This window comes from Psychrobacter sp. Arc9, assembly GCF_041431295.1.
Lineage (GTDB): Bacteria > Pseudomonadota > Gammaproteobacteria > Pseudomonadales > Moraxellaceae > Psychrobacter.
This window is the reverse complement of record NZ_JASMRK010000001.1, coordinates 90,113-106,216: the sequence shown is the minus strand read 5'-3', so window position 1 is coordinate 106,216 and position 16,104 is coordinate 90,113. Positions and strand designations below refer to the sequence as shown.

The following is a 16,104-nucleotide window of genomic DNA, read 5'->3' as shown; positions in this document are numbered from 1 at the left end:
TACTTGCATCGGACATTTTTATATTGTGACTCGCTATCGCTCGCTCTTTGCGTTGATCTTATCAATCGATTGATCAAAATATGGCGTAGAGGTTGTCAATAATATCAAAAATGAGTTGATATGAATAAAGGCTCAAAACACTACAATAACAATGCTGATAAACAGCTAAAAATTAGAAAAGCTAAAAAGACTTCAATACAGTACCTAAAAAAATATAGTACTTAAAATTTAATACTCAAAAATAGTATCTAAAAGCGGATACGTAAAAATAATACCTAAAATTTGTGCTTAACGATGCATGCTCACAATCATTCACTAAGCAGTGCTGTCAATATACAGCGACACAGTTTAACACAGACCACAGTCGTCAAGCACGAGCTAGTGATAGCTACCGACCATTTTTTACTGATTATTTGTCATCAGCTAAATGATTTGGGAGCGACTCATGCTACTGGGCATAATCATTAGTAGTGGGGGCAGCTGCTAGACTTTTAAAGGGTCGACATTTGAAATTAAACATTAAGACTGCACAGTGACCATCTGTGCCGATTGCTCTGCCTGCTGTGCCCGTAGCCAATCATTTAATAATTGGGTTTGTTTACGAACGATCGCAAGCTTAATATGATCTGGGTTCTGTATCAGCTCTTGTATTTTTTTCTTCATGTTGCGATCAAGCAGCTGGCTGACTAGCTCTTCGATTAAGCCATCAAGCCCCAAAATATTGCGCGCAGTTAGCGCTTTGTAGAAGCCGCCCCAATTACGGCTAAGCATATCTTGAGTCGCAGGTCTTACGTTTGATAAGATAAAATGCGCCGCTGCATTGACGTCTTTTGGTAGGTAATTAAGACAGCGCTTGATAGTGCTTACGATGTCTAGCAGAGCAGCATCTTGCAAGTCTTCCCACGCAAGCGGACGCAGTGTATCAGGTGATGCTTTTTGTTTGATATGAGCAGGTAGGTGTAAGCCATTAATCCCTGACTGTTGCCAAATCGACTCAATAGGGTCGTCGATTAACGCGCGCGGCTGAAACAAAAAGCACAGCTGCAATTGCTGACTGATGGTCATATCACCATCAAAATCTAGCAGCGCATCTTTGGCCTCGACATTCTGACTGCGCCTACCGCCAAGCTTTTGATAAACGTCATTGTTGAGCAAATAGCGAAAGCTACTGCCTTTGGGTAAGGCGGTCGTCAACGAGCGTACTTGGGACATGAGCTTGGCTTTGCCTTCAGCCAGACTCATGTCATAACGCTCACTCAAATACGCAAAAATATACTGTGATAGCGGCATGGCATTAGCGATTTGCTCACGCATGGCATCGCTGCCCTGACTCTTAATAAAAGTATCAGGATCATGATTGTTCGGCAGGGTTAAAAACCGCAGTTCTTTATCATCGGCCAATACAGGCAGTGCAACTTCAAGTGTACGCCAAGCGGCTTTTTGGCCTGCACTATCCCCATCAAAGCTCAAAGTAAGCGTTGGATTGAGTGTCAGTAACCGCGATATTTGGCTTTCATTAATCGCTGTGCCCATCGAGGCGATTGCCCCATAGATACCCGCTTGATAAAGGGCGATCACATCCATATAGCCTTCGACCACCAGCCAGCTGTCTGCGCGCTGCTGACGCGATTCATAATAGCCGTATAGTACGTGCTGCTTATGAAAGACGGGCGAGTCTGAGGAGTTGATATATTTAGGTTTTACTTCGTCATCGAGCGCTCGACCGCCAAAACCAATAGTGCGGCCTTGGTTATCACGAATTGGGAAGATGACTCGGTCGCGCAATAGATCGTAGTCGCGGCCAGACTCTGATTGACGTACCAATCCTAAGGCTTTTAGACCATCAATATCCTGCGGAAATTGATGCTCAAGATGCTGCCAACCAAATGGCGCATAGCCCAGACCAAAGGTCTCAAAGATGTCTTCGGTGATACCGCGTGATAAAAAGTAGTGCTTGGCATGGGGATGCGTGGTCAGATTGTGCTGATAAAACTGCTGGATTTGCTCTAGCAGCTCATATAGATTGCCATCTTTATCATCGTTTTGGTCAATACCATGAGCGTCCTGCATACCAGCGCTAGTATCGGTATCTGTCAGCCAAGCTGGTGGATAGCCACTATCATCTGCATGGTTTGGCGTATACGGCTCTGAGGAATACGAGTCCATCGAATAGGGCGCTGAATCATAAACGTCTAACGGTGGAAAATTCTCGTAGCCTTGATTGTCATCATAAATGGGCTGGTCGATGTAGTTTTGGTCGCTTTGGGCGACATTGTTTTGATGACTGTCTTTATGTGCACCATCTTGATTTACTTTGCTATGTTCTACAGTTGGGTTAGGTACATTGTGCACAGGCGGCGGTGCAATAGGTTTGGGTGCGCGACGTTGATAACTAACGTTTTGCTGTTCTTCTTTGGGTACTTCAATGCCTGTTTGCTTTGATAGTTCATTAACAGCTTCAATAAATGTCAAATTTTCATAATCACGCAAAAAACTGATGGCATTGCCACCGACGCTACAGCCAAAGCAGTGATAGATGTTTTTTTGTGGATTGACATAAAAGGAAGGCGATTTTTCACCATGAAAAGGGCAGCAGCCTTTATATTCACTACCAGCCCGTTTAAGCGTGGTGTGTTTGCCAATGATGCTGATCAGGTCAGCTTGGCTATTTAGTTGTTCAAGAATATGGTTAGGAATGCTCATACAAAAAACAGTTTACCATAGGTCGATTATGTTGGGGCAGAGGTAATAAGGTGCTGCTAGAAAAATAAGGCCAACATAATGTTGACCTTATTATCAATGAATACAGACTGTGTTAGTTAGGCTAAAAGACTTAACGTAATCAATTATTATCCATATCATTCACACTGTCGTCATTTAGTGTAGTGCGACGTGTCGGATTGGTATTTAGTGGATCGACGTTGGCTTCTCTTGCAGTTGAGCCAGTACTTGATTGGCTGGTCACGCGCTCAGCTGACGCTTCAGGCAGACCTAAGCCTACGCTAATACCATTACGCGCAGCAGCATTATTGGCGACTGAAGTATTGGCAGGCGTCGTGTTAGTCCCTGCTAGTCTCAACTGGGCTGCATTACGAATCATTTGTGTCTTGGTGGCGCCGTTATACTCGCCAGACGCGACTGATTTGTCAGTCGTGTTCGAACGACCAAGCTTGCCAAAGGTAATCTTATTGAGCCAAGTACGGTCACGTTTGGTGCTTAATTTCACACTACCATTACTGGTTAGCATTTCTGGATAGTTGATCTGCAACAGTGTTTTGTATTCATTGGCCAAATCGGTTAGACCAAGTTTTTCATGGCTATAAGCTAATACCGCAAGAGCATCTGGGGTTGACTCACTTAGCGGGTAATACTGGAATACCCACTTGGCACGGTTAACCGCTGCTACATAAGCTTCACGCTCGATATACCAATTGGCTGCACTCATTTCGCTCTCAGCAAACTGGTTATAGATGAACGTCATACGCTGAGCGGCATCTGGTGCATACGGGCTGTTTGGATATTTATTGATAAGCTCTTGGAAGTTGGCAAAGGCAATACGCAAATACGCGGTATCACGCTCAGCTTGGTTCAGTTTAAAGAGCTTTAGGCTTTCAGATGAACCTTCCATATTGGCAACGCCGCGCACATAGTAGGCGTAGCTGACTTGTGGGTTAGACGGGTAGAGACGGATAAACTGCTCAGCACTTGCTGCCGCCATCTCATACTTGTCGCCTTCGTATTGTGCATACATCATATCAAGCAAAGCTTGCTCAGCGTACTGTCCGGTTGGGTAGAATGTACGCAGATTGGTCAGCTCTTCGATACCTTGGATATAGTGACCTTTGTCAATCTGATTGACGGCCTCCTTATAATACCCTTGCTCTGATTTTTCAGCTGTTTCTACTGCCTCGCCATCTTTGGCGCCAGTTAGATTTTTGAAAGTCTGGCAACCTACCAGATTGACGCTAAGCGCCAGTAGGGTTATTGAGGACAGTTTGATAAACGTATTGCCAACAGCTTGCATACTTCTTCTCCGACACAAGACGCATAATAGCAGCGGCGCTATCATGCTATATAAAAGGTTAGTGATAAAAAACGACGCTAAATAGTCAGCGATCCACCAGCAAAAATTTTTTATCGAATGCAGTTTTTGTTATGACGTATTGTACTGATAGATTGGGTTCGATACATAGCGCTTGTATAGTAAGTCTGTCATAGACCACATGCATTTAACCATAATCAAACGGTTTAAATGGCAAATACGATCAACAAAACCCAATGCTATTTTTATACTGTATCTAAATACGGCATTCGCATACAGTGCCATAGCATACAGCAAAACATGGCTATACTTTATAGAATAACATTTGCTACGTCTATTTTTTCGCCATCTATATTGTATAGGCAGTTTAACATGAGCGGCTGTCACGAGCGATATCGAATGTCGCTAGCATGAGTAAATATACAGTAAATTACAGCAATGTCATGTTCTAGAGAGTTAAGCGATGCATCTTACAGCCCAAAGGTATGCTCAAAAATTATCAGATAGCATGCAGCTTCTATAGGGCTTATGCGTGTGACATGATACACTAGAGCGATATTGTCTCCGCTTTTTTGTACCTTGAAGATTGTTATCTGCTATTTATAGGTAAATGACGATAATCAAAAAACGACAATTTTTTATACTGCTATTTATAATACTATCTTCGAAGTCACCTCACAAAACACTGTTAGGGACTTTTCCATGTATCAATCCGCTATGAATAATGATGCCATGACTACCAATTTATCACCGAATCAATCGCTAGATACTGATTCATCAGCACAAGAGTCACCAATGCCAAATGAAGTTTTGAACAATAATGAGCTACCTGATAATCAACCAATGATGAGTGAGCAAGTGCATGATGATGCTCTTGATAATGAAGAGTTGCTCATCGATGATGGTAATGATCTGAACGATAGCGACATTGATGATAATGATATTGATGACAGCGATATGGATGGTGACGACGATGAAGTCCCAGTAGCGGGACAAGCTGTACCAGTGATTGTAGATATGACGCATGTAGTCACAGAAGATCAAGCTGGTCTGCGTATTGATAAGGTCGCCTCACAAGCGTTTTCAGACTTTTCGCGTGTACAATTACAGAACTGGATTACTGACGGTAGTCTGCTCTATAACGGCAGTGTCCAAAAACCGAAAGTCCGTGTCAAAGCAGATGACGTATTGCATCTATCAACGACGTTACAGCAGCATGGTGAAGACCAGCCAGAAAACATAGATATCGATGTTGTCTATGAAGACGACGACGTATTAGTAATCAATAAACCTGTCGGTATGGTGGTTCATCCAGGCGCGGGTAATCAAAACGGCACCTTGGTCAATGCATTGCTATATCATTATCCTCAGCAGCATCATTTACCGCGTGCAGGTCTCGTACACCGTATTGATAAAGACACCTCTGGATTGCTATTGATTGGCAAAACCAAACCTGCTCAGATGGCACTGATGGAACAACTAAAAGACAAGTCTGTTTATCGTCACTATAAATGTGTCGTAGCAGGGGACCAAGCAAGCTTATCTCGTCATCGTCGTATCGATGCGCCGATTGGCCGACATCGCAATCAGCGTACTAAAATGACGGTGATGACCGCTGGCCGCGAAGCGGTAACGCATCTACTAAATGTCACGCCATTGAACGAAAACTACTGTCTACTAGATGTGGGGCTTGAGACTGGACGTACGCATCAAATTCGTGTGCATCTAAGTCATATTACTTATCCATTAGTCGGTGATCGTGTCTATGGTGGACGTCGTCAGTTGCGCTCTGGATTGACAGAGGCTCAGCGCCAAGCTATTAATAATTTCCCGCGCCAAGCATTGCATGCCTATACGTTAGGATTTGTGCATCCGACGACAGGTGAGGACATTGAAGTCACGACGCCACTACCTGAAGATATGCAAAAACTGATGGCCGTACTAAGCGACGGTTATTATGAAGAGTAAACGCTAACATTTACTAGATGAGAGGTGAGAGCGAGCAGCCATGACGAACACGTTCCCAATGACAATGATTGCGCAAATTGATGATGTGGCTGTTTTTCAGACAGCTGCTTTTGCGCATGATGATATTGATGACTCTGCTGCTAAAAACCAGCGTACAGGGTTTGAGGGTCAGTCAAATTATGGCGAGCTGAATTTAGGCCTTCATGTCAATGATAATGCACTGCAAGTATTAGATAACCGCATGAGTCTATTGGCTGCTATCAATGAGCAGCTGACAGGTAAGTCTGCACAGAACGAGCAGCATGTGGCTATTAATCGCTTACATTGGGTCAGTCAGGTTCATGGTAAACGTATTCATGATGTCGATGCTACTACGTTGAATATGGCGCCAATGTCTGCTGATGCGATGGTCAGTCAACAAAGCGGTCGCGGTCTGGCAATCATGACGGCAGACTGTGTACCGATTGTCTTATATCAACCTACCAGTGGCAAAATCGCAGCGATTCATGCAGGCTGGCAAGGATTGGCCTGTGGTGTGATACAAGAGACTGTCAACCGCTTTACTGATTCAGGCCCTATACAAGCTTGGATAGGAGTGTGTATCAGTCAGGAAAACTATGAAGTAAATACAGACGTTCGCGATAAGCTATTGGCTGGGTGTATAGCCAATCAGACGTTGCCAGAGGCCCATATCGATAACTTTGTGTCGCTATTTTCTATATCGTCTTATGATGACAAAATAAAGCTGGATTTACCGAAGCTTGCTGCCATGCAGTTAGAAGCTGCCGGTGCTATAGTTGTGAATGACTTGCCTGTTGACTGTAGTTACGCAAATACTCACTATTACTCGTATCGCCGTCAGACTCATATGCACCAGCCTGCCACGGGTCGGATGGCACTAGTCATCGTTCGTTGTTAGCAGCTTTATAGTCAGCGAACTACTAAACCGCTACGGTGTTACCCTTCCTAGAGGTACTATATGTACAATCTACGGTCGGCTGCCTTGTAGCTGTTTTAGATTTCTTTAACTATATAATAATGAGTAGTGGAAACAAAGTGATAAACAATAAAAAAACAGCAGATTATTCTGCTGTTTTTTATTTGAGTGCTACATTTGTATTAATACAAGGTCTGTATTAACACGAAATTTGTATTAACAAACGGAGTCGCTAGATTTCGGCACTGATAGGCCAAATAGAGGACGTAAATACAGTGCCAAGAACGTACCTGCCATTGCCAGTATGCCCCAGATATAACCATGTAGGCTAAAAGAAGCGATACCACCAAAGTAAGCACCGATATTACAACCGAACGCGAGACGTGCGCCATATCCCATCATCAATCCGCCAATGACTGACGCTGCAAAGTTACCTGCAGTAATTTTAGTAAACTTAAACAAACCACCAGCAGCAGAGGCGATAAACGCGCCAATGATGATGCCAATATTCAATACAGTGGTTGAGTCAGCAAAGATAGAGGCCTCAAGCGCTGCTGCATTAGCACCTTGCCAATAGCCCCAGCTTGCCACATTCATGCCAAAGCCGCTTGCAATTTTAGAGCCCCATAATGTAAATGCCGAGGTAATGCCCCACGGTTGACCACGTGTAAGTAATGTCAGACCGTTAAGTAAAGCCAGAACGATTGCGGCAGCAAATAGCGGCCAAGAACCACGGAAGATTCGTTTCCAGCCAGACTCAGAAGGTACGGGTGCCATCTTTGGTGCGTTTCTTTTTTTCTCAACGACTAATGTTACCCATGCGATAATGCCGAATATGGCTAGCGACACCAGCCATGCCCCTGTATATCCAAGACCTGTAGAAGTTGCCAAAGAGAAAGGTGCATAAGCGGGCATCTCTTCTGTCCAGAATGGCAAGTGATAAGCACCAATCGTGGCACCCACTATGAAGAAAATAAAGGTGATGAACATAACAGAGCGTCCACCGCCTACTGCATAGAGCGTACCAGAGGCACAGCCGCCACCAAGTTGCATGCCGATACCAAATACAAATGCGCCTACGACTAGACTGACCCCTAATGGCGCGACATAACCTGCGACAGGACCGCCAAATAGCGTCGTGCCATAAGCAAGGATTGGCGCAAATAGCGTAACAGCCACTGCCAACATTAGCATGTGTGAGCGCATCGCCTGACCGTTGCCCACTGACATCATACGTCTAAAAGCAGAGGTAAAGCCAAAGCGGGCATGAAAAAGGGTATAGCCTAACAAAAGACCTATCCCAAGTAGCAATGATTGAGAGATATGTTGAGTGGCTAATAGATACGCGAGCACTATCAATCCTACGATGCCACCACCCATAGTCAAGGGTTTTTGCGGTGCATTTAAGGCCAGCTCATCTCTGACGATAGGATCTTTTGTGTCGTTTACAGGTTGAACGAGAGTAGTCAAGGTAATAGCTTCCTTATCCGATGATGTTATCAGATATCATTTTTATAAGAATTTATATGAGTATAGTTGCGCAGGTTTGCAGAATTGGAAACTGTACGGCTGTTAATTCGATTGATTTGGTTTAGCAGTAAGAAGCGCTACATCATAATCCTATTGTCATTAATGTAAATACGAAGTGGTTAGAAAAAGTAGAATTAGTATATGATGATATGGAATAAATAAACCGCTGTGTATATGACCTTATATCAATAGTTATCAATAGTTATCAATAGTTATCAATAGTTATCAATAGTTATCAATAGTTATCAATAGTTATCAATAGTTATCTATAGTGCTGATAATTATAGGTTTATTAGGTATCAGGAATTTGTTTGTGTCACATTATCAGTTAACGCGACTGACCCATTTATACAAAATATATTAAAAGTATATGTGATCTGATTAGCCAGACTTTAATAAATAACTTAAAAACAAAAATACGTCTGATACAATGGGCTTGAATTCAATGAAGGTCGTCGCATATATACTGGTATGTATACGCTGACGTATAGAGACTATGTAATTAAAGACAGTGCAGTTAAAGACTATGCGATTGCTCTATCATTATTGATGTTTTTACCAGTTAAATTGACTCAAAGAAACGTTGCTCGGCTCGATTCTATTGTATCGCCTGAAAGCTTAAGAGCTTGAGCTATCGATAAGCATTTATTGTGAAAGTGAGGCCACTAACTATCGATTGTGGCTAAGTATCCAATATTTTGTAAGTTTTACTATTCAACCAATTATTTATTATTAGAGTACGTATGAATACACCTGCTAAATCGTCTAACACCTCTACATCTACTGATAACACGCCTAATGTCTCAATCGCTGTTATCTTCCATAGTAATTATGGTCATACCAAGCGTGTCGCTGAGGCGATAGTACAAGGTGCGCATCAGCAATTGCCAGCCGCGCAAGCCAAGGCTGTCGATGTGTATGATGTTGATTGGGATTATTTAGATCAGGCAGATTTGCTGGTTTTTGGTAGCGCAGTGTATATGGGCAGTGTGACGGCTGAGTTTAAGACCTTTATGGATGAGACATCCAAGCGTTGGTATCATCGTAAATGGGAAGGCAAGTGGGCAGCAGCGTTTGCCAATTCGGGCGGTCTGAGCGGTGATAAACTTGCTGTATTGCAGCAGATTTCTCTATATGCGATGCAACATGGTATGAATTGGATTGGTCTGCCATTGATGCCAACAGGTCATGAAGCTCATGACTTAAACCGTCTGTCTAGCTTTTTGGGTTTAATGACTCAATCGCTTGATGGTCCACCTGAAGAGACACCAGGTTCGGGCGATATTGATACTGCTATTTGGTTTGGTGATCATCTGGCCAAAACGATTATTAAGCATCAACCAGCTGATGCTAAGCTATAAAAACAGCTAGAACCGACAGAGCGATCGAATAAAAAAGCAGACATTATTGATGTCTGCTTTTTTTGTGCCAATTTTTATTGAGCGATAAGTGCGATCAAGCGCTAGGCTTTTATTGAGCAATAAGCTTAGTAGGGGCGGGCTTCACGGGGATAGGACTGTCAACGAATTGAAATGATTGACAACCTCCTAGTAGCATCGTTGCTACTAGCAAATAGGTAAAGGCAAATGACTTCATAGTAATATCTCAAAAACGATTTCAGCCCAACGATATATCACGACTAATCATCATTAGTAATAATAGTAGTGTAGAGTCAGGCTTATTTGCAGACATTATATATAAAAATCAGCTGCTGATAGCAGTTTAAAGGAGATATATGTATTCGGTACTGTTCTTACGCAGGCTATCTCGCTGTTTGTAATATGGCTTATCTAACGCTCAGCTTTACTCGCTATATATAAAATTAGCCAACTGTTTGATAGTACCTATAGGCATTTTAACGGGTTGTGTTATAAATAAGAATAGTGATAATATGTTGAAAGCTGACCAAATAGTCAAGTATCCTATAGTACGAGTTTTCTAACAAATTTGTTCGATGAATGCTCATATTTGCAACCAGCTTACTTGATATAAAAAAGTGCGTTGTGCTGATTTTTTTATCTCTTAAGAATGTGTTAGCAAGATACAAACCAAGTGCTTACGTTCAGCATTTGAGCCATCAAATTCTTTAAGCCTTATGCTTATCTTCATTATTTTATTTTAGCCGAGTCTTGCTATGATTAGTTTTTACTTAAATGGGAAACGCCACGAGCTAACCCAGCTTAACCCTAATACGACGGTGCTTGAGTATCTACGATTGCATGAAGGCCAAACGGATACGAAGGAAGGTTGTGGTAGTGGTGATTGTGGTGCCTGTACTGTGATGGTTCAGCGCCTGCCTAATGCTAGCCAGCCAGCGCTTAGTGATGAAAATGGCGACGAAAAAAATGCTACGCCACCGTTCTATACGATTAACTCTTGCATTACGCTAGTGTCGCTCATGGATGGTCATCATCTGATGACGGCTTCTTATTTGGCAGATAATCCTGAGCATCATCCAGAACGTGCTCTGCTGCATCCAGCGCAGCAAGCGATGGTTGAATATCACGGGTCGCAGTGCGGTTTTTGCACGCCTGGGTTTGTGATGTCGCTGGCTTGCGTTTACGAAAACAATCGTATGCAGACAAGTCCAGAAGCAGCAAGTCAGAACGATGCCAAGCAATTAAGTTACGATGAAGTGGTTGCATCAATATCTGGCAACTTATGCCGCTGTACAGGTTATCGTCCGATTATCGAGGCGGGCCTACTGATGAGCGATATCGGTCAGCAGAGAGAAGCAGAGCAGTCGGCGGTGAAAGACTTGACGATCAGTCTCACAACAGATGCTATGGCAAGTACAAAAGAGTCGATAGTCTCTGAACATGTGCCAGCTGAAACTAAATTAAACAATGCAGAGTCGAATGATATTGCACCTGCACTTAATGATGCTGGGCGACAGTTATATATGCCCAAGTCACTAGATGAACTTAATCAAGTATTAGCGGCCAATCCACAGGCTACGATTTGGGCAGGTGGTACGGATTTGGGACTGAGTGTAACCCAATATTTGGTTGATCACGAGGTCATTATCCAGCTTTCAGCTGTCGAGGCATTAAAGTCATGGTCATTATTTGACGCAAAGTCTGACCCAAGCAATGAAGACTCGAATAACGAGCAAGCTCCTAGCCAAATACTAATACTAGGTGCTGGCATGAGCTATCAGCAGATGTTGCCTGTGCTTAAGCAGTATTTCCCAAGCTTTGCTCAAGTATTTGAGCGTATTGCCTCTCCGCAAATCCGTAATATGGGTACCATCGGCGGTAATATAGCCAACGCTTCTCCAATTGGTGATTTACCACCGATTTTATTGGCGTTAGATGCGTCAATTCATCTGCGTCATTGCGCGCCTAATCGTAAAGAATCAGATAATAGCAATGAGATTTATACGGATGAGATCATACCTTTATCAGAATTTTTCTTAGATTATAAAAAGACCAAACTGCAAGCAGGCAGTTACGTAGTCGCTATTCATATTCCTCTGATGCATGACAATCAACACTTATTTATTCATAAAATTAGCAAACGCTACGAAGATGATATTTCAGCGTGTCTATTGGCTGCGCGAATCGATGTATCAGCAGATGGCATGACGATAGAGAATGCAAAGCTTGGGCTTGGTGGCATGGCTGCCATACCGTTATTAGCTACAACCTGTCAGCAAGCGCTCGTTGAGCAAGCGGCTGAAGTTGCGAGTTTTGAGCAAGCAGCACAAGTCTTGTCTGCAGACGTTACGCCTATGACCGATGTCAGAGCCAGCCGTGAATATCGCTCACATGTGGTACAGCGTCTACTGGTGAAGTGCGGTAAGCAATTGGTAGCAGGTAGACAGACTGAGACTGCTTAATTAGCAGAGTTGTAAATTGCTAATACCGCCTTATCGTTATATTTGCCAAGAATAAAAGAGCATTAATAAAAGCGTCCTAATAAAAGAGATCCGCCATGAGCCATCATTCGTCTTTATTTGACAGTTATAGTATCCGCCGCGTGCGTCCGCCAAAAAACAAAATTGGTACCTCGGCTAAGCATGATAGTGCGATTAGCCATGTCATGGGGACGGCGACTTATGTGGATGATATTGCAAAACCGCAAGGCACGCTACATCTGGCAGTAGGTAAAAGTAGCCACGCTCACGCACGTGTATTGAGTATGGACTTGAGCGCTGTTAGAGATGCGGATGGGGTGGTAGATGTCTTAAGTTTTAAAGATTTGCCTGCGCAGACGGATATCGGTGCGGTGTTCGACGGTGAGCCACTGATGGTGGATGACATCACAGAGTATGTGGGTCAGACGTTATTTGTAGTAGTAGCGAGCAGTCATCGCGCTGCCAAAAAAGCGGCTACCAAGGCAGTGGTGGAGTATGAGCCATTGCCAGCAGTACTTAGTATTGATAAAGCGCTAGAGCAAGAGTTGTTTGTGCGTCCGAGTCATTTTATGAAGCGTGGTGACGCGGCGACTGCACTTGAGAACGCACCGATTCGCATTGAAGGTCATATTCATATGCGCGGGCAAGAGCACTTTTATCTCGAAGGCCAAGTGTCTTATGTGGTGCCTTGTGATGATGGCGGGTTAGAGGTGTACACGTCATCGCAGCATCCAAGCGAAGTACAACAGCTGGTCGCCGAAGTGACGGATTTACCATTTCATGCGGTAAACACAGTCGTGCGCCGTATGGGTGGTGGGTTTGGTGGTAAAGAAACGCAAGCCGCTGCTTGGGCGTGTCTATGCGGTATCATCGCCAAACGCCATAATGTCCCTGTCAGTATGCGTCTAGATCGTCAGGATGACATGGTGGTGACGGGTAAGCGTCATGAGTTTGCCAATCGTTACAAAGTCGGCTTAGACAAGTCTGGTCGTATATTGGGCGTTGATATGCAACTGGCTGGTTTGTGTGGTTACGCGCCAGATTTGTCTGATGCTATTGTCGATAGAGCAATGTTCCATTGTGATAATGCCTATTATTATCCAGCTGCTCATGTAGCAGGTCATCGCTGCAAAACGCATACCGTATCCAATACTGCCTATCGAGGGTTTGGTGGTCCGCAAGGTCTAATGACTGCTGAGTATATGATGGACCATATTGCCTATACGCTAGGGCAAGATCCATTACAAGTGCGCTTAGCAAACTTATATCAAGATGGTCAAAGTACCCATTACGGTCAGACGATTGAGCATTTTGATTTAGCGACCATCATGACTAAGTTGGCAGACGATTGCGATTATGACAATCGCCGTCAGCAAATCCTAGAAGCCAATCAAAAAGCTGCCGCTGAAGGCAGTGACAAACGCTTGGGTCTTGCTCTAACGCCAGTAAAATTCGGTATTTCATTTACGGTGCAGACGCTTAATCAGGCAGGTGCATTGGTACATATTTATACTGATGGCAGTATCCACCTCAATCACGGCGGTACGGAGATGGGGCAAGGGCTATATATTAAAATCGCCCAAATTGTTGCCAATGAATTTGACGTTGATCTGGATACAGTCAAAGTATCAGCGACGCGTACCGACAAAGTACCTAATACCTCACCAACTGCCGCGTCATCAGGTACAGACATTAATGGCAAGGCAGCGCAAAATGCTTGTCTAAGCATTAAAGCTCGCATACTTGAATTTGCTGCTGAGCATTTCGACGTAGCGCAAGAAGACATACGTTTTGAAAAAAATCATGTCTATATTGGCGATAAAGAAACGCTGACTTTTGCTGAGATGATTCAACTATCGTACCAAAACCGTATCAGTCTATCGTCCACTGGCTACTATAAAACGCCGAAGATATTTTACGATCGCTCTAAAGCATGGGGACGTCCGTTCTTCTACTTTGCCTTGGGTGCAGCCTGTGCTGAGGTTGAGATTGATACCTTGACGGGCGAGTACAAAGTACTACGCTGTGATTTGTTACATGATGCAGGACAATCGATTAACCCTGCCATTGATATTGGGCAAATTGAAGGGGGTTTTGTGCAAGGTATGGGTTGGCTCACGGCAGAAGAGCTGATCTGGAATGATAAAGGTAAGCTCGCATCTGATAGTCCTGCTAATTATAAAATTCCAACCGCGCATGACTTGCCTAAGCAGTGGAATGTCAAATTGTACGATCGTAAAAACGAAGAACAAACTATCTATAACTCTAAAGCCGTTGGAGAGCCGCCGTTTATGTTGGCAGCCAGTGTTTGGTGTGCCCTTAATAATGCAGTCGCGAGCCTTGGTGATTATAAAAAGAATCCAGAGCTGACCATGCCTGCGACGCCAGAAGCGGTCTTAAAAGCAGTGATGCGCATGCAAGGCACATCGTGGGATTTAACAACTAAAGTAGATACAGATACGGTTGATAGTTTAGTAAAAGGCGCAGAAGAGAACAGTGACCTATACAACGAGAAGGCAATGCCGCAAGACGTACGTCATGCTAAAGACATCGATCCAAAAGAAGTCGAAGGCAAACAAACTGATGACCAGCCTAACGCGATAGAACATCCAAATGTAGCAGGGGCAAGAGGTCCTGCGCACAGTGAATGAGTCGTTAGCACCGCCAGCCGTCTGGTACGAAGGTCTAGCGCGATATCAGCAGCGAGGTATCGCTCACGTGTTGGCGACGGTCGTAGCCGTAAATGGATCTGCGCCTCGAGCGCTCCAGGCAAAGATGATCGTCACGCAAGATGGCATCGTAGATACGCTGGGCGGCGGCGGCCTAGAGCACGATGTTATCAACACGGCACGGCAACTACTGAACGGTGAAATAGCGGCAACGGTATCAAAAGAAGTCAAACCCAAAGTTGCTGAAACTAATGATGACAGTACGTCAGTATCCTCTAAAGCGGTGCGCCGTGATGCTGTCTACACCAAGCACTACCCGCTAGGTGCAAAGTTGGCACAGTGTTGCGGTGGTAGCGTAACTGTTATGTTCGAATGCTTCAATGTAACGCCGCCGATGTCAGTACTAGTGTTTGGTGCAGGGCATGTAGCATCAGCGCTAATGACCATCCTCGCTGAGCTACCTTGTCAGGTAGATTGGGTGGACAGTCGCCCAGAGATGTTTAAGCGGTACTTAGTTGATGAATCTACTACTAATCCATCCACACTTTATAACTTACCAGTGCATATCCGTCCGCATATCGATGATGAGCCTGTAGATTTTGTGCGCCCATTTATCGAGCAGGGTGGTCAGCGTTTTATTCTGGTTATGACTCATGACCATAGTGTTGATTTTGAGTTAGTACGGGCGGCATTAGATACTATTTCTGATACTAGCTCGTCTGAGGAACAATGTTCAGATACTTTGACACCTTACATAGGTTGCATTGCCTCGGCAACCAAAGCCAAGCGTTTTAGAGATCGTTTGATGCAGCGTGGCTACAGTGAGCAACTGGTCAATCAGTTGGTTATGCCAATTGGATTGAAAATTGGCGGAAAAGAGCCGATGGCGGTGGCGGTTTCTATCGTGGCACAGCTCCTACAACAGTATCATCAAGCTATTTCTTGAACGGTTCCCTTCATATAATTTTTATACTTGTTATTAAATCATTGGTGGTGTGTCAAAAAGTATGCTGATTAAAACTTGAACAGTTTTTGAAGCCTTGAAAGCCCTATAGAATCAGAGAACTTAGCATAGATTTTTTATTGGCTTCTATCGCCA

9 protein-coding genes are annotated in these 16,104 nt (G+C 43.9%); 6 read left to right on the top strand and 3 right to left on the bottom strand.

Features of this window, described 5'->3' with window-relative positions; genetic code table 11:
• Nucleotides 1-519: 519 nt before the first annotated feature.
• Together QO187_RS00410 and QO187_RS00405 are read right to left on the bottom strand one after the other, a co-directional pair.
• Complete coding sequence (locus tag QO187_RS00410) at nucleotides 520-2,703, bottom strand: DNA primase (protein ID WP_371546615.1); 2,184 nt, start codon at nucleotides 2,701-2,703, stop codon at nucleotides 520-522.
• 139 nt (nucleotides 2,704-2,842) lie between these two features.
• A complete protein-coding gene (locus QO187_RS00405; RefSeq protein WP_160022955.1) occupies nucleotides 2,843-4,024 on the bottom strand; it encodes an outer membrane protein assembly factor BamD in 1,182 nt (393 codons plus the stop codon).
• Nucleotides 4,025-4,774: 750 nt separating this feature from the next.
• Here QO187_RS00405 and QO187_RS00400 point away from each other — a divergent pair.
• Both QO187_RS00400 and QO187_RS00395 read left to right on the top strand, forming a co-directional pair.
• Nucleotides 4,775-6,010: an RluA family pseudouridine synthase gene (locus tag QO187_RS00400; protein ID WP_227543644.1), complete on the top strand. Its 1,236-nt coding sequence runs from the start codon at nucleotides 4,775-4,777 to the stop codon at nucleotides 6,008-6,010.
• Between the two features lie 40 nt (nucleotides 6,011-6,050).
• Complete coding sequence (locus tag QO187_RS00395; protein WP_134292149.1) at nucleotides 6,051-6,929, top strand: polyphenol oxidase family protein; 879 nt, start codon at nucleotides 6,051-6,053, stop codon at nucleotides 6,927-6,929.
• A gap of 234 nt (nucleotides 6,930-7,163) precedes the next feature.
• On the opposite strand, the gene QO187_RS00390 is transcribed toward QO187_RS00395, so the two are convergent.
• On the bottom strand, nucleotides 7,164-8,417 hold the full coding sequence (locus QO187_RS00390; RefSeq protein ID WP_134292150.1) for a YeeE/YedE family protein: 1,254 nt from the start codon (nucleotides 8,415-8,417) through the stop codon (nucleotides 7,164-7,166).
• A gap of 803 nt (nucleotides 8,418-9,220) precedes the next feature.
• On the opposite strand from QO187_RS00390, the gene QO187_RS00385 reads away from it, so the two are divergent.
• From QO187_RS00385 to QO187_RS00370, 4 genes are all read left to right on the top strand, one after another.
• Nucleotides 9,221-9,838, top strand: coding sequence for a flavodoxin family protein (locus QO187_RS00385; protein ID WP_101204790.1), 618 nt, complete (start codon nucleotides 9,221-9,223; stop codon nucleotides 9,836-9,838).
• A 773-nt stretch (nucleotides 9,839-10,611) separates the two neighbouring features.
• Entirely contained in the window at nucleotides 10,612-12,318 is a 1,707-nt protein-coding gene (locus QO187_RS00380) for a xanthine dehydrogenase small subunit (protein ID WP_101204791.1), read from the top strand.
• A gap of 95 nt (nucleotides 12,319-12,413) precedes the next feature.
• Entirely contained in the window at nucleotides 12,414-14,987 is a 2,574-nt protein-coding gene (xdhB, locus tag QO187_RS00375) for a xanthine dehydrogenase molybdopterin binding subunit (RefSeq protein ID WP_101204792.1), read from the top strand.
• A complete protein-coding gene (locus QO187_RS00370) occupies nucleotides 14,980-15,951 on the top strand; it encodes an XdhC family protein (protein ID WP_101204793.1) in 972 nt (323 codons plus the stop codon). Before xdhB ends, QO187_RS00370 begins: the two co-directional genes overlap by 8 nt.
• The last annotated feature ends 153 nt before the right edge of the window (nucleotides 15,952-16,104 follow it).